We start from the raw sequence: 21,445 nt of genomic DNA on the forward strand, positions 1-21,445 counted from the left end.
CGTGTTCGCCAACTTCCTCATCGGCCTGCGTGAAGGTCTCGAGGCCGCGCTCGTCGTCAGCATCCTCGTCGCCTACCTGGTCAAGACCGGACGGCGCGACCTGCTCCCCTTCCTCTGGCTCGGCGTCGGCATCGCCGTGGTCGTCTCGATCGGCTTCGGCGCAGCCCTGACCTACGGGCCGCAAGGGCTGACGTTCGAGGCCCAGGAGGCCATCGGCGGGACGCTGTCGATCCTCGCGGTCGGCCTCATCACCTGGATGATCTTCTGGATGGGCAGGACCGCCCGGCACCTCAAGGCCGACCTCCAGCACAAGCTCGACGACGCCGTCGCCGCCGGGAGGTGGGCCGTCGTCGTCATGGCGCTCCTCGCCGTCGGGCGCGAGGGCCTCGAGACCGCCCTGTTCCTCTGGGCCGGCGCCCAGGCCACGGGCACCACGACCAAGCCGCTGCTCGGCGCGGTGCTGGGGCTCGCCGTCGCCGTCGTGCTCGGCTGGGCCGTCTACAAGGGTGCCGTGAGGCTCAACCTGCGCGTCTTCTTCGCCTGGACCGGCGTGTTCCTGATCGTCGTCGCCGCCGGGGTGCTCGCCTACGGCGTGCACGACCTCCAGGAGGCCGGCATCCTGCCCGGGCTGCACAACCTTGCGTTCGACGTCAGCGCGCAGATCCCGCCCTCGAGCTGGTACGGCACGGTCCTCAAGGGCGTCTTCAACTTCTCCCCCGCGACCACCTGGCTCGAGCTCGCCGCCTGGTGGCTCTACCTCGTCCCCACGCTGTTCTTCTTCGTCCGGACCGTCTGGTTCAGCGCGCCTCGCAGCAGTGCCCCCGCGCAGGCCAGCACCCCGGCACCTGCCATCACGACTCCCGGAGGAAACCGATGACCCGCTCACGGGCCACCCGCGTCGCAGCGCCGCTGCTCGCTGCCGCACTGCTCGTCCCCGTCCTGGCCGCCTGCACGCCCAACGACCCGGCCCCCGGCGGCGCGAGCGGCTCCGCGGCCGGCTCCGCGAAGCTCACGGTCGACTCGTCGGCGGACGCGTGCACGCTCTCGGCCGCAGAGGCCCCCTCGGGCAACATCGTCTTCACCGTGACCAACACGGGCGACGACGTGACCGAGTTCTACCTGCTCGCCGAGGACGGCCTGCGCATCGTGTCCGAGGTCGAGAACATCGGCCCCGGCATCAGCCGCGACCTGGTGCTCACCGCCAAGCCAGGGCAGTACGTCACCGCGTGCAAGCCCGGCATGATCGGCGACGGCATCCGCTCCGACTTCACCGTGACCGACTCGGGCGCGGACGTCGAACCCACGGGCGCGGTCGCCGACCAGATCGCCCTGGCCTCGACCAACTACGTCGCGTACGTCAAGGACCAGACCGAGCAGCTCCTCGAGGGCACCCAGGAGTTCGTGACCGCGTACGAGGCGGGCGACGACGAGGCCGCCAAGGCCCTCTACGCCCCGGTGCGCGTCCACTGGGAGCGCATCGAGCCCGTGGCCGAGTCGTTCGGCGACCTCGACCCCAAGATGGACCTGCGCGAGGCCGACCTCGAAGAGGGCCAGGAGTGGACCGGCTGGCACCTGCTCGAGAAGGACCTGTGGCAGCCCGCGCCCGACGCCAACGGCGGCGAGACCTACGTGGCGCTGACGCCCGAGCAGCGCGCGCAGTACGCCGACCAGCTCCTCGCCGACACCCAGGAGCTCTTCGACCGCACGCACGAGGCGTCGTTCGCGGACGGCATCGACGCGCCCGCGATCGGCAACGGCGCCAAGGGCCTGCTCGACGAGGTCGCGACGGGCAAGGTCACGGGCGAGGAGGAGATCTGGTCGCACACCGACCTGTGGGACTTCCAGGCCAACGTCGACGGCGCCAAGGTCGCCTACGACGGTCTGCGCGACGTGGTCTCGGCCAAGGACGAGAAGCTCGCCACGACGCTCGACGAGCGATTCCAGGCCCTTCAGGGCTTGCTCGACGAGCAGCGGCAGGGCGACGGGTTCGTGCTCTACACCGACCTGACGCCCGAACAGGTCAAGGCCCTCTCGCAGGCCGTGGACTCGCTGAGCGAGCCGCTCTCGCAGCTCACCGCCGCCGTGGTGCTCTGAGGACCGACGCGACATGACGACAGTGCCTGACCAGCCCGACCAGCCCGACCAGCCCGACTCCCGTCCCTCCTCGCCCGGCGCCCCGGCGGGACCTGCCGAACCCGCGCACGAGGCGCGCCGCATCTCGCGGCGCGCGCTCCTGGGGATGGCCGGCGTCGGGCTGGCCGGGGCGGGGCTCGCCGGCGGCTTCGCGGCCGGGAACGCCGCGGCCCGCACCGCGGCGCCCAGCGCGGGCCCCGCCGAGGGGGACGGCGCGTACGCCTTCGCGGGCGAGCACCAGGCCGGGATCACGACCCCGGTCCAGGACAGCCTGCACTTCGCGACCTGGGACGTCACGACCCAGGACCGCGACGAGGTGGTCGCGCTGCTGCGCGCCTGGACGCTCGCGGCCTCGCGCATGACGCAGGGCCTGCCCGCCGGGGAGTTCGGGCCCATGTCGGGTCCGTACGACGCGCCGCCGGACGACACGGGCGAGGCCGAGGGGCTGCCTGCCTCCAGGCTGACGATCACGTTCGGGTTCGGCCCCTCGTTCTTCACGGCCGCCGACGGGTCGGCCCGCTTCGGCCTCGACGGGCGCAGGCCCGACCTCCTCGCGGACCTGCCGCACTTCCCGGGCGACATGCTCGAGGACGCGCGCTGCGGCGGTGACCTCGCGGTCCAGGCGTGCGCGAACGACCCGCAGGTCGCGGTCCACGCGATCCGCAACCTCGCGCGCATCGCGTTCGGGACGGCGTCGGTGCGGTGGAGCCAGCTCGGCTACGGGCGCACGTCGTCGACCACGACGACCCAGCCCACGCCCCGGAACCTGTTCGGCTTCAAGGACGGCACGGCCAACATCACGTCCGAGGAGTCGGCGGCGATCGAGGAGCACGTGTGGGTCGCCCCGGGCGACGGGGCCGACGGAGCCGACTGGCTGGCGGGCGGCTCGTACCTGGTCGCGCGCCGCATCCGCATGACGATCGAGACGTGGGACCGGGCTCCCCTGCGCGAGCAGGAGACCATCGTGGGCCGCACCAAGGGCTCGGGGGCTCCGCTGTCCGGCGGCGAGGAGCGGACCGAGCCCGACTTCGAGGCGGCGGGCCGCGGCGGCGCCCCGCTCATCGACCCGGCCTCGCACGTGCGCCTCGCGCACCCCACGAGCAACGGCGGGGCGCGCATGCTGCGCCGCGGCTACAACTACACCGACGGCTCGGACGGGCTGGGCAGGCTCGACGCGGGGCTGTTCTTCCTCGCGTACGTGCGCGACCCGGCCACGCAGTACGTGCCCCTGCAGAACGCGCTCGCCAAGCACGACCTCATGAGCGAGTACCTGCGGCACACGGGGTCGGGGATCTGGGCCGTGCCGCGCGGGGTCGCCGAGGGCGCCACGCTGGGCGGGGCCCAGGGCGCGTTCGTCGGTCAGGACCTGTTCTCCTGAGCCGTCCGCCGCGCCCGGGCACCACGGGCGCGGCCCGCTCACTCCCTGACCCGGCCCGCCCCCTGCACGGCCGGGCGGACCAGCTCGCCGTACGCCTGGAGCGTCTCGTCGTTCGCGTCGTGCTGGAGATAGAGCGCGAACTGGTCGACGCCGAGGGCCTTGAGCTCGAGCAGCCGCTCGACGTGCCGCGCGGGCGGCCCGATCAGGCAGAACCGGTCCAGGATCTCGTCGCTCACGAACGCGGTGTGCGTGTTCCCCGCACGACCGTGCTCGTTGTAGTCGTAGTCGACGCGCCCGGCCACGAAGTCGGTCAGGGCGCGGGGGATGCTCGGCCCGCCGCCACCCAGCCCTGTGCCCGTGCCGTCCCCCGCCCCGTAGCGCGCGACGATCTCCGCGACGTGGTTGCCGACCATGCCGCCGAACCAGCGGCACTGGTCGTAGGCGTGGGCGAGCGACCGCCCGCCCGCGCTCCCACCCGTGCCCGACGGCGCCTCGTCCGTCACGTACGCGGGTGCGGCCACGCAGATGGTCACCTCGGCCGGGTCGCGGCCGGCCCGCTCGGCCGCCTGGCGCACCGCGTCGATCGACCAGGCCACGATGTCGGGGTCGGCGAGCTGGAGGATGAAGCCGTCCCCGACCTCGCCCGCGAGCGCCAGCGCACGCGGGCCGTAGGCCGCGACCCACACGGGGGTGCGGCTGTCGGGGGCCCACGGCAGGTGCAGGGTCGTGCCGTGGTACTCGACCGACTGCCCGCCGGCGAGCCCCCGGATGGTCGTGACCGCTGCCCGCAGCTCGGCCAGGGTCACGGGCTTGCCGTTGGTCACCCGGACCGCGGAGTCCCCGCGACCGATCCCGCAGACGGTGCGGTTGCCGAACATGTCGTTGAGGGTCGCGAAGAGCGAGGCGGTCACGGTCACGTCCCGCGTCGCGGGGTTGGTGACCATGGGCCCCACGGTCACGCGGTGGGTCGCGGACAGGACCTGGGAGTAGATGACGAACGGCTCCTGCCACAGCAGGTGGGAGTCGAACGTCCACACGTGGCTGAACCCGTGGAGCTCGGCGCGCCGCGCGAGGTCGACCACGCGCCAGGCGGGCGGGTTGGTCTGCAGGACGACGCCCAGGTCGAGGCGCGCGGCGGTGCCTGCTGCGGTCATGGCTGGTTCCCGCCCGTCATCGCAGGTAGGCCGAGGTGCTGCGGCGCAGGTACCGACCGTGCCCGGGGTGCCCGTGGTACTGGCCGCCGGTGATCAGGACCGTTCCGCGCGAGATCACGACGTCGACGTGCCCGTCGATCTCGAAGCCCTCCCACGCGGAGTGGTCCATGTTCATGTGGTGGGTCTTGCCGTTGCCGTCCGAGGGGTAGCCGATCGAGGTGTGCCCGGCGGGGTCGTAGACCACCACGTCGGCGTCGGCTCCCGGGGCGAGCACGCCCTTGCGGTCGCCGAGGCCGAACATGCGTGCCGGCGTCGTGCAGCACAGCTCGACCCAGCGTTCGAGCGAGATCCGCCCGTCGACGACGCCCTGGTAGACGAGGTCGAGGCGGTGCTCGACGCCGCCGATCCCGTTGGGGATCTTCGAGAAGTCGCCGAGCCCGAGCTCCTTCTGCTCCTTGAAGCAGAACGGGCAGTGGTCGGTGCTCACGACCGACAGGTCGCCCGTGCGCAGGTAGCGCCACAGCTCTTCCTGGTGCTCCTCGGCCCGCGAGCGCAGCGGGGTCGAGCACACCCACTTGGCCCCCTCGAACCCGGGCGCCCCGAGCTGTTCCTCGAGCGAGAGGTACAGGTACTGGGGGCACGTCTCGCCGAACACGTTCCACCCGTCGTCGCGGGCCCGCGCGAGCGTGGCCACGGCCTGCTTGGCCGACATGTGCACCACGTAGAGCGGGGCGCCCGCGAGGCGCGCGAGCATGATCGCGCGGTGCGTGGCCTCCTCCTCGGTCTCCCACGGGCGCGTGGTGCCGTGGAAGTACGGGGCCGTGTCGCCGCGGTCGAGGGCCTGACGCACGAGGACGTCGATCGCGATGCCGTTCTCGGCGTGCATCATGACGAGCGACCCGTTGGTCGCGGCCTTCTGCATGGCTCGCAGGATCTGCCCGTCGTCGCTGTAGAACACCCCGGGGTAGGCCATGAAGAGCTTGAAGCTCGTGATGCCCTCGGCCACGAGCTCGTCCATGGCCTTGAGCGAGTCGTCGTCGACCCCGCCGAGGATCTGGTGGAAGCCGTAGTCGACGGCGCAGTTCCCCTCGGCCTTGGCGAACCAGGCGGCGAGCGAGTCCTGGACCCGCTCCCCGGTGCGCTGGACCGCGAAGTCGACGATCGTCGTCGTGCCTCCCCAGGCCGCGGCGCGCGTCCCCGTCTCGAACGTGTCCGAGGCGGCCGTGCCGCCGAACGGCAGCTCCATGTGGGTGTGCGGGTCGACAGCGCCCGGGATGACGTACTTACCGGTCGCGTCGATCACGGTCTGCGCGACCGAGGCGAGGTCCACGCCGAGCGACGTGTCGCCCGGTCGCAGCAGCGCGGCGACCTGCTCGCCGTCGAGCAGGACGTCGGCCCGCGAGCGCCCCGTGGGCCCGACGACGGTGCCACCCGTGATGAGGGTCAGTGCCATGGCGTGCGTCCTCTCGTTCGTCGGTCGGTGCGGGGTCGGCTGGGCCGGCTAGGACGGCGTCAGGGCGCGGTCAGCGGGCCGTACGCGTCGGGGCGGCGGTCGCGGTAGAACTGCCACCGGTTGCGGACCTCGGTCAGCAGGTCGAGGTCGAGGTCGCGCACCACGAGCTCCTCCTCGTAGGCGTCGGCCGGCTCCCCCACCAAGGCCCCCTCGGGGCCGACGAAGTAGCTCGTGCCGTAGAAGTCGTTCGACCCCAGCTCCTCGAAGCCGACCCGGTTGATGGCTCCGACGAAGTACTCGTTGGCCACGGCCGCCGCGGGCTGCTCGAGCCGCCACAGGTAGTTGGACAGGCCGCGGCTCGTGGCGCTCGGGTTGAGGACGATGGTCGCCCCCGCGAGCCCCAGCGCTCGCCACCCCTCGGGGAAGTGCCGGTCGTAGCAGATGTAGACCCCGATCCGCCCGACCGCGGTGTCGAAGACCGGGTAGCCGAGGTTCCCGGGGCGGAAGTAGAACTTCTCCCAGAACCCGGGCAGGTGCGGGATGTGGGTCTTGCGGTACTTGCCGAGGTAGCGGCCGTCGGCGTCGATCACGGCCGCGGTGTTGTAGAGGATCCCGGGCTGCTCGAGCTCGTACACGGGCAGCACGACCACGATGCCCAGCTCCCGGGCGAGGGCCGCGAAGCGTTCGGTCGTCGGGCCCGGGACGGACTCGGCGTAGGAGTAGAACGCGGCGTCCTCGACCTGGGGGAAGTAGGGCGCGTTGAACACCTCCTGGAAGCAGATGACCTTCGCCCCCTGGTCCGCGGCGAGGCGCAGCTGCGTCTCGTGGGCCGCGACCATGGACTCCTGGTCGCCGGTCCAGCGGACCTGGGTGAGGGCGGCACGCACGATCATGGGGTCTCCTCGGGTGGGGGCTGGGCAGGACGCGGGCGGTGACCGTTGTGCTCGGCCGACGGCGCCGACGACACGGCGCGTCGCCGGTGCTGAGCCGGCTCGACGACGTACCGGTCGGCGACGTCGAGCGCCGCGTCGACGACGTCGAGGCCGTGCTCGAGGTCCTCGACCGACGTGACGAGGGGCGGGGCGAGGTGCAGGCGGTTGACCTGCGGAAAGGGCCAGACGCCGCCCGAGGTCACCGCGGCGACGACCTCGGCCATGGGGGCGTTCTGCTCGGGCGTGCCCTGGAACGGCACGAGGCGTTCGCGCGTGACCTGGTCGCGGACGAGCTCGATCGCCCAGAGAAACCCGAGGCCACGGACCTCGCCCACGCTGGGGTGCCGGGCGGCCATGTCGCGCAGCCGGTCGCCCAGGACCCGCTCACCCAGCGACCGGACCCGGTCGAGGATGCCCATCTCCTCGAACACGTGGATGCTCGCGACGCCGGGCGCGCACGCGAGCGGGTGGCCCGAGTAGGTCAGCCCGCCGGGGAACGGGGTGCGGTCGAAGCTCGCGGCGACGGGCTCGGACACGATCACCCCGCCGAGCGGGACGTAGCCCGAGTTGACGCCCTTGGCGAAGACCACGAGGTCCGGCACCACGTCCCAGTGGTCCACGGCGAACCACTCGCCCACGCGCCCGAAGCCCACCATGACCTCGTCCGCGACGTACAGGATGCCGTGCTCGTCGCACAGCTCGCGGACGCCGGCGAGGTAGCCGTCGGGGGGCACGAGCACGCCGTTGGTCCCGACCACGGTCTCGAGCAGGATCGCGGCGATCGTCGCGGGCCCTTCGAGCTCGACGACCTCGCGCAGGTGGCGCAGCGCCGCGACGCACTCGTCGGCGTCGGTCGCGGCCCCGAACGCCGACCGGTAGGTGAACGGCCCGAAGAAGTGCCGCACCCCCGGGTCCACCTCGTTGGGCCAGCGCCGCGGGTCGCCCGTCGCGGTCACGGCCGTCCCGGTGTTGCCGTGGTAGGAGCGGTAGGCGGCGAGGACCTTCTGCCGACCCGTGTGACGCCGGGCGAGGCGCACGGCGTTCTCGACGGCGTCGGCGCCCCCGTTCGTGAAGAACACCCGGTTCAGCCCGCCGTCGGCGCCGCCCGGTGCACGCTCGACGATCAGGCGCGCGAGCTCGCTGCGCACCGGGTTCGCGAACGAGGGCGCGACGGTCGCGAGGCGTCCGGCCTGCGCCTGGATCGCGCCCACGAGCGCGGGGTGCTGGTGGCCCAGGTTGAGGTTGATGAGCTGCGAGGCGAAGTCGAGGTAGCGCGTGCCCTGCTCGTCCCAGAACCAGGCCCCCTCCCCGCCTGCGATCGTCACGGGGCTGATCAGCTCCTGCGCGGACCACGAGTAGAAGACGTGGGCGTCGTCGCGCCCGGCCCGCCCGGTCCGTCTCGTCGCGTCGCTCATCTCGCCCCGCCCCTCACCGCGTCCGCGGAAAGCCCAGGTCGATGCTGCTGGTCGCGGGGTCCGGCCACCGCGACGTCACGACCTTGGTCCGGGTCGCGAAGTGGATGCCCTCGGGCCCGTACATGTGCGAGTCCCCGAACAGCGAGCCCTTCCAGCCGCCGAACGAGTAGTAGCCGACGGGTACCGGGATGGGGACGTTGACCCCGATCATCCCGGCCTGCGCCTCGACCTCGAAGCGTCGGGCCGCTCCCCCGTCTCGCGTGAAGATCGCCGCGCCGTTGCCGTACGGGTTCTCGTTGACGAGCCGCAGGGCGTCGTCGAACGTCTCGGCGCGCACGACCGAGAGCACGGGCCCGAAGATCTCCTCGCGGTACACCGTGTGCTCGGGTCGCACGTGGTCCACGAGGCTGGGTCGCAGGAAGAACCCGCCGCTCGTGTCCTGCCCGTCCGGCCCCGGCCCGACAGGCGGCCCGTCCCGCCCGTCCAGGACCAGGACCGCCCCCTCCTCGACCGCGCTGCCCACGCGCGCCGCGACCCGGTCCCGGTGCTCGGCCGTGATGAGCGGCCCCATCTGGGAGGCGGGGTCGTTCCCCGGCCCGACGACAAGCCCCGCCACGCGCGTCCGGATCGCCTCGACGAGGGCGTCGGCGACGTCGCCCACCGCGACCACGACCGAGATCGCCATGCACCGCTCGCCCGCGGACCCGTACCCCGCCGAGACCGCAGCGTCCGCCGCGGCGTCGAGCTCGGCGTCGGGCAGGACGACCAGGTGGTTCTTCGCCCCGCCCAGCGCCTGGACCCGCTTGCCGTGGCGCGTGCCCGTCTCGTAGACGTGGCGGGCGACGGGCGTGGAGCCGACGAAGCTGATCGCGGCGACGTCGGGGTGCTCCAGGAGCCGGTCGACCGCGACCCGGTCGCCCTGCACCACGTTGACGACGCCGTCGGGCAGACCCGCCTCGGCCAGGAGGCGCACGACGAGCAACGAGACCGACGGGTCGCGCTCGCTCGGCTTGAGGACGAACGTGTTGCCGCACGCGATGGCCGTCGGGATCATCCACAGCGGCACCATGGCCGGGAAGTTGAAGGGCGTGATGCCGACCATGACGCCCAGCGGCTGCTTGACCTCGTGCACGTCCACGCCCGTGGAGACCTGCTGGCTGAAGCCCCCCTTGAGCAGGTGCGGGATCCCGGCCGCGAACTCCACGTTCTCGAGCGCCCGCGCCACCTCCCCCTCGGCGTCGGACACGACCTTGCCGTGCTCGGCCGAGACCAGGTGGGCGATCTCGTCCCGGTGCCCGCGCAGCAGCTCGTGGAACGCGATCAGGATCTCGACGCGCCGCGACAGGCCCGTCCGGGACCAGCCCGGGAAGGCCGCGACCGCCGCTGCGACGGCCGCGTCCACGTCGGCCGGCGAGGCGAGGGCCACGCGCCCCGTGACGCGTCCGGTCGCCGGGTCGTGGACGGTTCCGTACCGTTGCGCCTCGTCCACGCGTCGGCCACCGACGACGTGTCCGATCACCCCTGGGGTCTGCTCGGGGGTGCTGCTCGTCATGCTGGCCTCCCTCCCGGGTACGGCACGCAGGGCGGCGGCCCGGGTCGTCGACGACTGAGTCTCAGTGTGGCACGAGGACGCCATTGGTGTGAGGTCGATCACACCGCTCGGGGTCTGCCCGGGTGAAGCGTGCTGGAGCGCCGCGCCGCCGTGCGTGCCGCTGTCGTCGCGCCACCGGGCCCGGGTACGGTCGGGCCGTGACCGACGAGCACCGCACGAGCAGCCACGACCCGGGCGACGGCCGAGCCCCGACAGGGCCTCTCCCTCCCGGACCGGACCCCGCTCCCGCACTGCCGATGACCCGCGCCGAGCGACGCGCTGCCGAGCAGGCCGCCCTGGAGCGCCAGGCGGGCACGTCGTGGCGCTCACCGACCCCCACCGGCGCGCTGCCCACCGCACGCCCGGCGACAGCGGCGCTGCCCACCACGACCGGTGCCACGGCCTGGGAACGGGTCGAGGTGTCGGCCGAGCCGTCACCGCCGCCCTCGGCCTGGCGCGAGCGCGCAGCACGCTTCGCCCCGACTCTGGCACCGGCGCCGGCGCCGGGCACCGACGTGCCGGCAGTCCAGGCAGCCCCGGCCGGACCCGACGCGCCGTCCCCGAGGAGGTCCGTCGGGGCCTCTCGCGAGGTCGAGGACCCTTCTGAGGGAGCCTCGTCGCACACCCAGCCGACGCTCACCCTCACGGGGCCCCCGCCCAGCACCGAGGGCAGCGTCCCCACCGCCGCAGTCAGCTCCTCGACGCCGTTCCCGACCCGTCGCCAGATCTCCCACGCGGCCCGGCACGTGACGCGCCTCGGGCGCGGAAACGCAGCCCGCCTCCTCCTGCTCACCGTGGTCACGGCGATCGCGGTCGAGATGATCCGGGCGAGCGGCCCGCTGCTGGACCGCGCCTTCGCCTCCGGCGTGACCATCGCGGCCGGGACGGCCCTGATCACCTACGCCGCTCCCGCGCTCGCCGTGACGATCATCGCCGCGCGGCTGCCGATCTCGGGGCGGGTCACGCTCGGAGCGGTCCTCGCCCTGGTCGGTTGGCGGCTGGGTCTGCAGGGGCTCGGGGTCGCCGCCGGCGCGGACGGCGTGCTCGGGTCGGCCCGCTACGGGCTGGGGCTAGGGGGCACCGCGCTCGCGGTCGCCACGCTCGTCATCGTGGCCGCGTTCGTGAGCGGTGTCCGTCCGGTCCCCGCCGACGACTCCCCCGAGCGGGTCGCGGGTGCCTGGACACCGCTCGCGAACGGCCGGATGGTCGCGCTGGGCGTCTCGCTGGGGGTGCTGGGCGCCGCGGGGGTGAGCCTGCTCCACGGGACGTGGGACGCGTACTGGCGCACGGGGCCGCTCTCCTGGGTGGCTCCCCTCGCGCTCGGCGGCATGGCGGTCGTCTCGGCGTGGCTGCTGCGCCGCGACACCGCCGCCCCCGGGGCCCGCGGGTTCTGGGTGCTCGGTCCGTACCTGGCGCTGGGTGTCCTGGTGTTCGGCAACCCGGCCTTCATCGCCTCCCAGACGGGCCTCCCGCTGTCGGTGGCCGCGGGTGCCGTCGCGACGATGGCCCTCATGGTCGGGTTGACCACCGTTCGAGGCACGGCTCGGTCGAGCCGCCCCGGGGGCAACGCCCTCCTGTCGGCACTGGGACGGTGCGCCGACCTCGTGGCCCTCCTCGCCTTCGCCCTCGTGGTCTTCGCGCTGCCCGGCCGGACCGAGGTGCTCGACGGCCTGCTCTCCTGGGCGCTCCTGGTGTGCATCGTCGGCCTCGCCGTCGCCGCGACCGACGCCGTGGTGCACGCCCTCACCCGCCCCGCCCAGGACATCGGCTGGTTGCGACTGGCCGGGGCGAGCACCGCCGTCGGGCTGGGGCTCATCCTCCCGCTCCTGGTCTACCAGCTCGACTACGACGTCCCGCTGCCCGTGCCCAACGCCGTCGTGCCGGTCCTGGTCGCGCTCGCGATCGGGGCCGCGGGTCTGCGCCGCACCCGTCTCCTGCCGCAGGCCGCCGCGGGCACCGCAGCGGCAGCGCGTGTCGCTCCGCCGAGCGTGCGGGTCGCCCTGCCCGTCGTCGCCGCGGTCGCCGTGCTGGCCGCGGGCGGCGCTGCCGTGCAGCTCGTCGACCTGCCGACGGGCACGTCGGGCAGCCCGGCGGCTGGCGCCGAGCCGGGACTCGTCGTCCTCGACTGGAACCTGCACTACGGGGTCAGCGCGACGCCGTCGGTCGAGCTCGACGACGTCGCAGCGACCATCCGTGACTCGGGCGCCCAGGTCGTGACGCTCCAGGAGGTCTCGCGCGGCTGGGTGCTGGGCGGCGGCGTCGACATGGCGAGCTACCTCGCGCGCGCGACCGACATGGAGGTCGCCTTCGTCGGGGCCGCCGACCGCCAGTTCGGGAACGCGATCCTGTGGGACCCGGCGGCGGTCACCGTGGCCGACGTCTCCCGTCTCGCGCTCCCGTTCGGTGCGGGCCCTCAGCACCGCTCGGCGATCTCGGCGACCGTGGCCCCGCGGGCAGGGACGGAGACCGCGTGGGCCGGCGGTGTGCGCGTGACCTCGGTGCACCTGCAGCACCGCGAGCAGAGCACGCCGACCCGGCTCGACCAGCTCGACGCGCTGTTCGCCGCCGAACCGGTCGACGGGACGTACCTGCTCGCGGGGGACTTCAACGCCGAGCCGGACTGGGAGGAGATCACCCTCGTCGAGTCGCAGGGCCTGGTCAGCGGGCAGGACACGGCGGGCAACCCCGACGACCTCACGTCGCCGGCCGACGCACCGCGCCACCGCATCGACTGGATGTTCGGGTCGGGCATGACCTTCGAGCGCTTCAGGGTCCTGGACGACGTCTCGTCCGACCACCGCCCGCTCGTGACCGTGGTGCGACCCGGGCAGGAGCCGGAGCCCGCCCCGGCCGGGTAGCGGGCGGCAACGCTCGACGCCGCTGCCCGTGCCGGCCGGGCGCCGTCGGCCCCGCTGGCCGCCGCTGCCCGCGCCTCAGTCCTCGCGGTGGTGCAGCATGCGCGCGACCTCGGCGATCGACCCGGACAGCGACGGGTAGACCGTGAAGGCCTCCGCGACGTCGTCGACCGTGAGGCGGTGCGCGACCGCGAGAGTGATGGGGAAGATGAGCTCGCTCGCGCGCGGGGCCACGACGACGCCGCCCAGGACGACGCTCGCCTCGGGGTGCGCGAACAGCTTGACGAACCCGTCGCGCATGCCGAGCATCTTGGCGCGCGGGTTGCGGGCCAGCGGGAGCGTCGTGGTCACGTACCTCGACCCCTGCTCCTTGAGCTTCTCCTCGCTGTACCCGACCGTCGCGATCTCGGGGGCCGTGAAGATGTTCGCGGCGACCGTGCGCAGCTTGATGGGGCTCACGGCGTCGCCCAGGGCGTGCGACATGGCCACGCGGCCCTGCATCGCCGCGACCGAGGCGAGCGGCAGGATGCCCGTGCAGTCACCGGCCGCGTAGATGCCGCGCACCGAGGTGCGGGAGACCTTGTCGACCTGCACGTGGCCGCTCGGGGTCAGCCGCACGCCGGCCTCCTCGAGGCCGATGCCCGCGGTCGAGGGGATGGACCCGACGGCCAGCAGCACGTGCGAGCCCTTGACCACGCGACCGTCGGCGAGCGTGACCTCGACGCCCTCGTCGGTGCGCACGGCGGCCTCGGCGCGCGTGCGCGACATGACCGTCATGCCGCGCGAGCGGAAGACGCCCTCGATGAGCTCGGCCGCGTCGGCGTCCTCGCCCGGCAGCACGCGGTCGCGGCTCGAGACGAGCACGACGTCGGAGCCCAGCGCGTTGTAGGCGCCCGCGAACTCGGCGCCCGTGACGCCCGAGCCCACGACGATCAGGCGCTCGGGGAGCTCCTTGAGGTTGTAGAGCTGGGTCCACGTGAGGATGCGCTCCCCGTCGGGGATCGCGGTCGGCAGGACGCGGGGGGTCGCGCCGAGCGCGAGCAGGATCACGTCGGCGTCGACCGGGACCTCGGCCCCGTCCTCCTGGAGCGTGACGTGCACGCGGGACGGGCTCTCGAGGCGCCCCTGCCCGATCAGGACGCGCACGCCCTCGCGCTCGAGGCGGGCGTGGATGTCGGCGGACTGCGCGGCCGCGAGCGCCATGACGCGGGTGTTGACGGCGTCGAGGTCGACCATGTGGCGGCGCATCGCGGGGTGCGCGGCCTTGACCGTGTCGACGGGGAGGCGGATACCGAGGTCGGCGGCACGGTCGGCGATCGTCATCCAGTCGGCCGTCGCGATGAGGGTCTTGGACGGCACCACGTCGGTGAGCACGGCGGCGCCGCCCAGCCCCTGGCGCTCGACGACGGTGACGTCGGCACCGAGCCGACGGGCGACGAGCGCCGCCTCGTAGCCTCCGGGTCCACCGCCCAGGATCACGATGCGGGTGGCCTGCAGGTCGGGGTTCTCGTTCGTCACGGGTGCCATTCTGTCAGCATCCGAGGTGCGTTCGTGTCAGCATGCGGACACCGCGACCCGATGAGGCGAGGACGGGCGTTCCGCGCGGCGCTGCGCCCCAGAACGGATAGCCTCGTCCTATGACGACGACCTTGTCTCTCGACGACCCCACGACCGACCCGTTCCTCGTGGCCCGCGCCGCTGCGGACCACATCGCCGAAGCCACCGGGATCGAGGGCCACGACGTCGCCCTCGTGCTCGGGTCGGGCTGGGGCGGGGCGGCAGAGCTCCTGGGCGACGTCGTCGCGGAGATCCCCACGAACGAGATCCCCGGGTTCTCCAAGCCTGCCGTCGCCGGCCACGTCGCGACGACGCGCTCGATCCGCATCGAGCGCGCCGACGGCTCGGTCCGCCACGCGCTCGTGCTCGGCTCGCGCACCCACCTGTACGAGGGCAAGGGCGTGCGGCACGTCGTGCACGGCGTGCGGACCGCGGCGGCGACCGGCGCGCAGACCGTCATCCTCACCAACGGGTGCGGCGGCCTGAACCTCGACCACGGCCCGGGCACCCCGGTCCTCATCCGTGACCACCTCAACCTCACCGCGACGTCGCCCCTGGAGGGCGCGACGTTCGTCGACCTGACGGACCTCTACTCCCCGCGCCTGCGGGACCTGGCCCGGTCGGTCGACGGCTCGCTCGGCGAGGGCGTGTACGCCCAGTTCCCCGGACCGCACTACGAGACCCCGGCCGAGGTGCGTATGGCGGGCATCCTGGGGGCGGACCTGGTCGGCATGTCGACCACGCTCGAGGCCATCGCCGCGCGTCACGCGGGGCTCGAGGTGCTGGGCATCTCGTTGGTCACGAACCTCGCCGCGGGCATCAGCCCGACGCCGCTCTCGCACGGCGAGGTCATCGAGGCCGGCCAGGCGGCCGGCCCCCGGATCAGCTCCCTGCTCGCCGAGATCGCGAAGCTGGTGTGACATGACGAACCCCCACGACTCCCTCGACGTGGACGACCCCGGCTACGAGGCCGGGCAGGGCCACGCGTCCTTCCTGGCGCAGGTCGAGGCCTGGATCGAGGCGGACCCCGAGCCGCGCGACCAGGCCGAGCTGCGCACGCTCCTCGCGGAGGCCGACTCCCCCGACCCGCGCGACCACGAGGTGCGCGCCCGGGCACGAGCCGAGCTGCGTGACCGCTTCGTGGGCACGCTCCAGTTCGGCACCGCGGGCCTGCGCGGGGAGATGGCGGCGGGCCCCAACCGGATGAACCGTGCGGTCGTGATCCGGGCCGCTGCGGGCCTCGCGTCGTTCCTGCGCGACGCCCTGCCGGGGCAGACGCCGCGTGTCGTCATCGGGTACGACGCCCGTCACCACTCGCACACGTTCGCGCTCGACAGCGCCGCGGTGTTCACGGCCGCGGGCGTCGAGGCGTCGATCCTGCCGTCCGCGCTCCCGACGCCCGTGCTCGCCTACGCGGTGCGCCACCTGGGCGCCGACGCGGGCGTCATGGTGACCGCGAGCCACAACCCTCCGGCCGACAACGGCTACAAGGTGTACCTCGGCGGCCGCGTGGTCACGGACTCGGGCCAGGGGGCGCAGATCGTGCCCCCGTACGACGCCGAGATCGCGGCCGCGATCGACCGCTCCCCCGTGGCCGCGCAGGTTCCCCGCGCGACCGACGGCTGGACGGTCCTGGGGCGCGACCTGGCGCTCGGCTACGTCGAGTCCGTGGGCAGGTTGTCCGACGGCGCCGCTCGCGACCTGCGCATCGTCGCCACCCCGCTGCACGGAGTGGGCGGCGAGGTGCTCAACCGGGTCCTCGAGGACGCGGGGTTCACCGACGTCATCAGCGTCGCCGAGCAGTTCGAGGCGAACCCGCTGTTCCCGACCGTCGCCTTCCCCAACCCCGAGGAGCCCGGCGCGATCGACCTCGCGCTCGCGTACGCGCAGGACGCCAAGGCGGACCTCGTCATCGCGAACGACCCCGACGCGGACCGGTGCGCCCTGGCGGTGTACGACCCGCGCGTCGGGACGTACCAGGGGGCCGAGACCGCCCGGTCGAACGGGTGGCGCATGCTGCACGGCGACGAGGTGGGATCGCTGCTCGGCGAGGAGATCGGCCGACGGGCGGCACACGACGGGCGCGTCCGCGCCGATCACGGGACCCCGTTCTTCGCGAGCTCGATCGTGTCCTCGCGGCTGCTGCGCAAGATCGCCGACAGCCACGGGCTGGGCTACTCCGCGACGCTCACGGGGTTCAAGTGGATCTCGCGCGTCGACGGCCTGGTCTACGGCTACGAGGAGGCGCTCGGCTACTGCGTCGACCCGCAGGTCGTGCGGGACAAGGACGGCATCAGCGCCGCCCTGCTCCTCGCCCAGCTCGCGAACCGCCTCAAGGCCGAGGGGCGCACGCTCGTCGACGCGCTCGACGACCTGGCCCGTGCTCACGGTCTGCACGTGACCGACCAGCTCTCGGCCCGGTTCACCGACCTCGACCAGATCCCGGCGGCCATGTCCCGGCTGCGGGCGGCGCCTCCGCGCACGCTCGCGGGCTCGGGGGTCAGCGACGTCGTCGACCTGTCCGAGGGTCTGGACGGGCTGCCGCCGACCGACGGCGTCCGGCTGCTGTCCGCGGACGGCACCCGGGTCATCGTCCGCCCCAGCGGCACCGAGCCCAAGGTCAAGTGCTACCTCGAGGTGATCGTCCCGGTCGCGCCCGACGCGAGCTACGACGACCTCACGGCCGCCCGCGCCTTCGCCCGGACACGCCTCGACCACGTGCGCCAGGACGTCGCGGCCGCGCTCGGCATCTGACGGCGCAGGCGCCCGGCGCCGCGACCCCGTGACGACGAGGGCCGTCGCCCCCTCCGCGAGGAGCGGGCGACGGCCTTCGTCGTGCGCGGCGGGCCCTCCCGGCCGTCAGCCGAGCGCGACCGTCGTGCCGCCCGACATGAACGAGTCGTGCAGCTCGACGCTCGCCGGCACCGCGTCGGCAGGCACGTCGAACACCACGACGCCCTGGATCGAGTTCCCGGGGTTGATGTCGTTGAGGAAGCTGTTGGCGTCCCCGAGGTAGATCCCGGCCGTCGAGTCGGCCGAGTGCTCGCGTCCCTGGGTGTCGAACAACTTCTGCGAGCTCGCGTCGAACATCTGGGCAGCGTCCCCGATGTTCGTCACCGTGACGTGCACCAGGACGAACTGCCCCTGCGCGTCCACGCTCAGGAACTCGTCGCCCACGTTCGTGACCCCCGGCTCGACGGCCGTGACCGTGAACTCGAGCTTCCCGTCGCGCACCGCCGTGCCGAGGCCAGGGACGGTCTCCTCGGGGGCTGCGGCGGCCGGAGCCTGCGCACCGCCCGCCGTGTCCGCGGTGCCGGCCGTCCCCGTGGTCGTGTCACCGCCGCCGAGGCTCGAGGCGACCGACACGACGACGATCAGCGCGACGATCGCCAGGAAGACCGTGAGGACCTTGTGCCGGGCGAAGAACGACTTCCGCGGGGCGGGCTCCGGCTGCCCCCGGTAGGGCTGCCCGGGGTAGGGCTGGCCCGGGTGCTGCTGCGGGGCGTGCGGCTGGTGCGGGTACTGCTGGACGGGCGGCTGCTGCGCAGGGTCGTTGCTCATGGGAGGGCCTCTCGTGGTTCCGGATCGGTACGGGACCACTTCATCGCCTCACGCCGCGCGGGCGCGTCGGCGGAACGGCTACGGCCTGCGCACCGAAAGTCGTACACGCGGACGGGGCCGCCGACCTGGTCGGTGGACCACGCCGTCGGCGGTGTTCCCTACGCTGGGTCCGTGACCACCCCGTACCCACCCCCGGGCTCCTCCTGGCCCCGTGCGACGCCGCCGCGCGGCGGGCCCGTGCCGCCGAGCCCGCCCGGCGCGGTCCCCGACCGCCCGACCGCCGGGCGTCGGTGGTGGTCGAGGGTCGCGACGGTCTGGATCGTGGTCGCCTCCTTCGTCGCCTCGACGCTGTGCATCGCCTTCGCGGGGTCGGCGGGAGGGATGGTCGACGGCGCCGCCCCCAGCGGAGGCACGGTGCTCTGGGTCGCCCTCGGCTGGATGTACGCGCTCGGCGTCGCGACCCTCCTCGTCTTCCGGCGCCGCTACCCCGTCGCGGTGTGCCTGGTCGCGTGCGCGGGCGCGCTGGTCTTCCCGCTCGACGCGGTCGGGGCGCTCGTCGCGCTGTCCTGGGTGATCTCGTCGCGCCCGGCCCGGCAGGGCTGGATCCTCGGCGTGCTCACCGCCCTCGCGACGACGGTCGCCCTCGGGCGGGACCTGCTCCGTGCGCCCGAGCAGCAGATCTTCTCGTTCACCCCCACGGGTTCCCAGACGCCCGTGGGCGCGGCGGCCTGGGTCTACGTGGTGCTGCTCGTCGCGGGTCTCGCGCTCTCGGTCAGCGTGGGCTGGGCCCGCCGGGCTCACTACCAGGTCGGTCGCTTCCGGGGCGAGGTGCAGCGCCACGAGGTCGTGGCCGAGCACCTGCGCGACGAGGTCGCCCGGCAGGACGCCGAGGCCGAGAGGCTGCGGGACGAGGTGACCCGGCAGCAGGAGGAGGTGGCCCGCCAGCAGGAACGGCACCTGATCGCCCGCGAGGTGCACGACACGCTCGCCCACAGCCTCTCGCTCGTCTCGTTGCACTCGGGGGTGCTCGAGGTGTCGGTCCCCGAGGAGGACGGGCAGCTGCGCGACGCGGCCAAGGTGGTCCGCGAGAACGCTCACCGGTCGCTCGAGGACCTCCGGGACCTGATCGAGATCCTGCGCGATCCGGACGGGCTGGCCCAGCGCCAGGCCCGACGCGCGGGCGGGACGTTGGCGGACCTGTCGGCACTGCTCGCCACGACGCGGGCCGCAGGCACGCGCCTGGTCGCGACCGTGGTCTTCGACGACGCCTCGTCGGTCGGCCCGCAGGTCGCGCGCGCGACGTACCGGATCCTCCAGGAGTCGCTGACCAACGTGCACAAGCACGCGCCGGGGAGCGAGGTCCTCATCGATCTCGGCGGTACCCCGGCGAGCGGTGTGAGCCTGCGCGTCACCAACGTGCTCCCGGAGTCGCCGGGCCCGCGAGCACCCGGGAGCCGCGCGGGGGTCACGGGCATCGCCGAGCGGGTCAAGCTGCTCGGGGGACGGTCGACGGTCGGGCCGCGAGACGGCAGCTTCGTCGTCGAGGTGTGGCTGCCGTGGGTCAGCGACGTCGTCGACCTCGGTGAACCGCCGCCCGCCACGGCGGGTCGCCGGCCCTGACCGCACGCCGCACGCGTGCGGTCCTCCCTCACAGGCGCACGAGTCCCCGCCCGTGCGGGTCCGCCCGCGCGACCGGGACGTCGTCCACGGTGAGCACGGTCCTGCCGTCGTGCACCAGACCGGCGGAGGACTCCAGCACCAGGGACCCTTCGTTGGAGATCCATGTCCCGTCGAGCCCGCGCATGCGCTCGACGAACCTCTGTCGAGGCGCGGGCTCGACGTACGTGAGCACCGAGCTGTGGAAGACCACCAGGTGCGCGTCCGGGGGCGCGGACCCCAGGAGCGCGTCGAGGTCGTCGAGGAGATCTCCGCGGACGAGGTGCGGGGGCTCGGTGGCCACCAGTGCGCACGCGGCCTCGAGGCGCTCGCGACGGTCGTGGTGCTCGGGCCACACGAGGGCCCGCAACCACGCGACGTCGTCGGGATCGCGGACGTCGAGCGGGTTGAGGTCGATGCCCGCTCGCCACACCACGTCGGGCAGCCGCGTCGGCGCCGCGCTCTCGTCGTCGATCCTGCACTCGATCACCACGGGCGAGGGACCCGGGACGGGGTCGAGCGTGACGACGCCGTCCGGCGTGCGGTAGCGGTAGGAGTACCGGTCCGGGTAGAGGCACAGTCCTGCGGACGCGCCGACCTCGACGAGCGCGAGCGGGCCCTCGAGGCGGGCCAGCTCGGGCAGGAGGACTGCGCAGCGCGCCGCTTCGTTGGTCTGGGTGGAACGGGCGAGCACGATGTCCACGACGTCGGACCAGTGCTGGACGAGCCACGGGCGGAACCGCTGGTAGACGTCGAGCGGGGCGCCCGCCGTCCGGGCCGCGGCGAAGACGAGGTTGGGCTGCCGCTTGCGGGCGGGCAGGGCCTCGATGAGGGCGAGCACCTGGTCGTCGCCCGCGATCGCGCGCGCCCATCCCTCGTACGACGGGGACGACCCGCGCGTCTCGATGTCGGCCCACCGCACGTATGCCTCCGCCAGCGACGTCATGCGCCCAGAGCGTAGCCGACCCGGCGCACGCCGCAGGCCCGCCCGGGCTGCACACGACCGGCGGCCGGCTCGGACGCCGCGGAGGAGGAGGCCGTGGGCGCCACCCCCTACGATCGACGCGTGATCCGAGTCCTCCTGGTCGACGACGACGCGCTCGTCCGTACGGGCCTGCGCCTCATCCTCTCGAGCAACCCCGGCATCGAGGTCGTCGCAGAGGCGACCGACGGCGACGAGGCCGTCCCGGCGTTCCTCGCGCACCGTCCTGACGTCGTGCTCATGGACCTGCGCATGGCGCGGGTCCAGGGGGTCGAGGCGACGCGCGCCCTGCGGGCCCTCCCCGATCCCCCGGTCGTGCTGGTCCTGACGAGCTTCGAGAGCGACACCGACGTCCTGGGGGCGCTGGAGTCGGGGGCGGGCGGCTTCCTCCTCAAGGACGCCTCGCCGGACGAGCTCATCGGCGGAGTCCTCGCGGTCGCGGGTGGCGAGTCGGTGCTCGCGCCGCGGGTCGTCCGCTACGTCGTCACGCGGGTCGCGCAGGGGCAGGTGAGCAGCGAGCAGCAGCGTGCCCGCGCGCTCGTCGGTCGGCTCACCGAGCGTGAGCGGGCGGTCGCCCAGGGAGTCGCGGAAGGGCTGAGCAACGCGCAGATCGGCGAGCGGCTCTACTGCGCCGAGGCGACGGTCAAGACGCACCTGAGCCGCGCCATGACCAAGCTCGACCTTCCCAACCGGGTCGCGCTCGCGATCGCGGTCGAGCGCGCCCGCTGAGCACACCGCTCAGCGCGTCCGCTGCGGCCGCCGTCGGCTCGGCGCTGAG

The 21,445-nt window shown here is 73.6% G+C and carries 16 protein-coding genes; 8 read left to right on the plus strand and 8 right to left on the minus strand.

Features of this window, described 5'->3' with window-relative positions; translation table 11 throughout:
- Nucleotide 1: 1 nt before the first annotated feature.
- The 3 genes from efeU to efeB are packed head-to-tail and all read left to right on the plus strand — an operon-like array spanning nt 2 to nt 3,511.
- The gene (gene efeU / locus JOD48_RS13575; RefSeq protein ID WP_204809534.1) at nt 2-877 is read left to right on the plus strand and encodes an iron uptake transporter permease EfeU; all 876 of its coding nucleotides are present in this window, start codon (nt 2-4) and stop codon (nt 875-877) included.
- On the plus strand, nt 874-2,094 hold the full coding sequence (efeO, locus tag JOD48_RS13580; protein WP_204809535.1) for an iron uptake system protein EfeO: 1,221 nt from the start codon (nt 874-876) through the stop codon (nt 2,092-2,094). The genes efeU and efeO overlap by 4 nt, the downstream gene beginning before the upstream one ends.
- Nucleotides 2,095-2,107: 13 nt before the next feature.
- Nucleotides 2,108-3,511 (plus strand): iron uptake transporter deferrochelatase/peroxidase subunit, encoded by a 1,404-nt coding sequence (efeB, locus tag JOD48_RS13585; protein ID WP_204809536.1) that lies wholly within the window; start codon nt 2,108-2,110, stop codon nt 3,509-3,511.
- A gap of 38 nt (nt 3,512-3,549) precedes the next feature.
- Here efeB and JOD48_RS13590 read toward each other — a convergent pair whose 3' ends face one another.
- Genes JOD48_RS13590 through JOD48_RS13610 form a run of 5 tightly spaced genes read right to left on the minus strand, consistent with a single transcriptional unit; the run spans nt 3,550 to nt 10,017 of the window.
- The gene (locus JOD48_RS13590; protein WP_204809537.1) at nt 3,550-4,665 is read right to left on the minus strand and encodes a TIGR03842 family LLM class F420-dependent oxidoreductase; all 1,116 of its coding nucleotides are present in this window, start codon (nt 4,663-4,665) and stop codon (nt 3,550-3,552) included.
- A 16-nt stretch (nt 4,666-4,681) separates the two neighbouring features.
- Complete coding sequence (gene hydA, locus JOD48_RS13595; RefSeq protein WP_204809538.1) at nt 4,682-6,118, minus strand: dihydropyrimidinase; 1,437 nt, start codon at nt 6,116-6,118, stop codon at nt 4,682-4,684.
- A 59-nt stretch (nt 6,119-6,177) separates the two neighbouring features.
- A complete protein-coding gene (locus JOD48_RS13600; RefSeq protein WP_191788848.1) occupies nt 6,178-7,011 on the minus strand; it encodes a nitrilase-related carbon-nitrogen hydrolase in 834 nt (277 codons plus the stop codon).
- A complete protein-coding gene (locus JOD48_RS13605) occupies nt 7,008-8,465 on the minus strand; it encodes an aspartate aminotransferase family protein (RefSeq protein ID WP_191788847.1) in 1,458 nt (485 codons plus the stop codon). The genes JOD48_RS13600 and JOD48_RS13605 overlap by 4 nt, the downstream gene beginning before the upstream one ends.
- Before the next feature lie 13 nt (nt 8,466-8,478).
- Nucleotides 8,479-10,017 (minus strand): CoA-acylating methylmalonate-semialdehyde dehydrogenase, encoded by a 1,539-nt coding sequence (locus JOD48_RS13610; RefSeq protein ID WP_204809539.1) that lies wholly within the window; start codon nt 10,015-10,017, stop codon nt 8,479-8,481.
- 197 nt (nt 10,018-10,214) lie between these two features.
- Here JOD48_RS13610 and JOD48_RS20185 point away from each other — a divergent pair, with 197 nt between their 5' ends.
- Nucleotides 10,215-12,914 (plus strand): endonuclease/exonuclease/phosphatase family protein, encoded by a 2,700-nt coding sequence (locus JOD48_RS20185; protein WP_204809540.1) that lies wholly within the window; start codon nt 10,215-10,217, stop codon nt 12,912-12,914.
- A 75-nt stretch (nt 12,915-12,989) separates the two neighbouring features.
- On the opposite strand, the gene JOD48_RS13620 is transcribed toward JOD48_RS20185, so the two are convergent.
- Nucleotides 12,990-14,438, minus strand: a complete 1,449-nt coding sequence (locus tag JOD48_RS13620) for an NAD(P)H-quinone dehydrogenase (RefSeq protein WP_204809541.1) — start codon at nt 14,436-14,438, stop codon at nt 12,990-12,992.
- Nucleotides 14,439-14,548: 110 nt separating this feature from the next.
- Here JOD48_RS13620 and JOD48_RS13625 point away from each other — a divergent pair, with 110 nt between their 5' ends.
- Nucleotides 14,549-15,388, plus strand: coding sequence for a purine-nucleoside phosphorylase (locus JOD48_RS13625; RefSeq protein WP_191788843.1), 840 nt, complete (start codon nt 14,549-14,551; stop codon nt 15,386-15,388).
- Between the two features lies 1 nt (nt 15,389).
- Nucleotides 15,390-17,222 (plus strand): phospho-sugar mutase, encoded by a 1,833-nt coding sequence (locus tag JOD48_RS13630; RefSeq protein WP_191788842.1) that lies wholly within the window; start codon nt 15,390-15,392, stop codon nt 17,220-17,222.
- A 105-nt stretch (nt 17,223-17,327) separates the two neighbouring features.
- Here JOD48_RS13630 and JOD48_RS13635 read toward each other — a convergent pair whose 3' ends face one another.
- Nucleotides 17,328-18,029: a DUF4352 domain-containing protein gene (locus JOD48_RS13635; RefSeq protein ID WP_191788841.1), complete on the minus strand. Its 702-nt coding sequence runs from the start codon at nt 18,027-18,029 to the stop codon at nt 17,328-17,330.
- 171 nt (nt 18,030-18,200) lie between these two features.
- On the opposite strand from JOD48_RS13635, the gene JOD48_RS13640 reads away from it, so the two are divergent.
- A complete protein-coding gene (locus JOD48_RS13640; RefSeq protein WP_191788840.1) occupies nt 18,201-19,649 on the plus strand; it encodes a sensor histidine kinase in 1,449 nt (482 codons plus the stop codon).
- Between the two features lie 28 nt (nt 19,650-19,677).
- Here JOD48_RS13640 and JOD48_RS13645 read toward each other — a convergent pair whose 3' ends face one another.
- The gene (locus JOD48_RS13645; protein WP_191788839.1) at nt 19,678-20,631 is read right to left on the minus strand and encodes a DUF2332 domain-containing protein; all 954 of its coding nucleotides are present in this window, start codon (nt 20,629-20,631) and stop codon (nt 19,678-19,680) included.
- Nucleotides 20,632-20,751: 120 nt separating this feature from the next.
- Between JOD48_RS13645 and JOD48_RS13650 the strand changes: the two genes are divergently transcribed.
- On the plus strand, nt 20,752-21,396 hold the full coding sequence (locus JOD48_RS13650; protein ID WP_204809542.1) for a response regulator transcription factor: 645 nt from the start codon (nt 20,752-20,754) through the stop codon (nt 21,394-21,396).
- Nucleotides 21,397-21,445 lie beyond the last annotated feature (49 nt).

This window comes from Oerskovia paurometabola (genome assembly GCF_016907365.1).
Lineage (GTDB): Bacteria > Actinomycetota > Actinomycetes > Actinomycetales > Cellulomonadaceae > Oerskovia > Oerskovia paurometabola.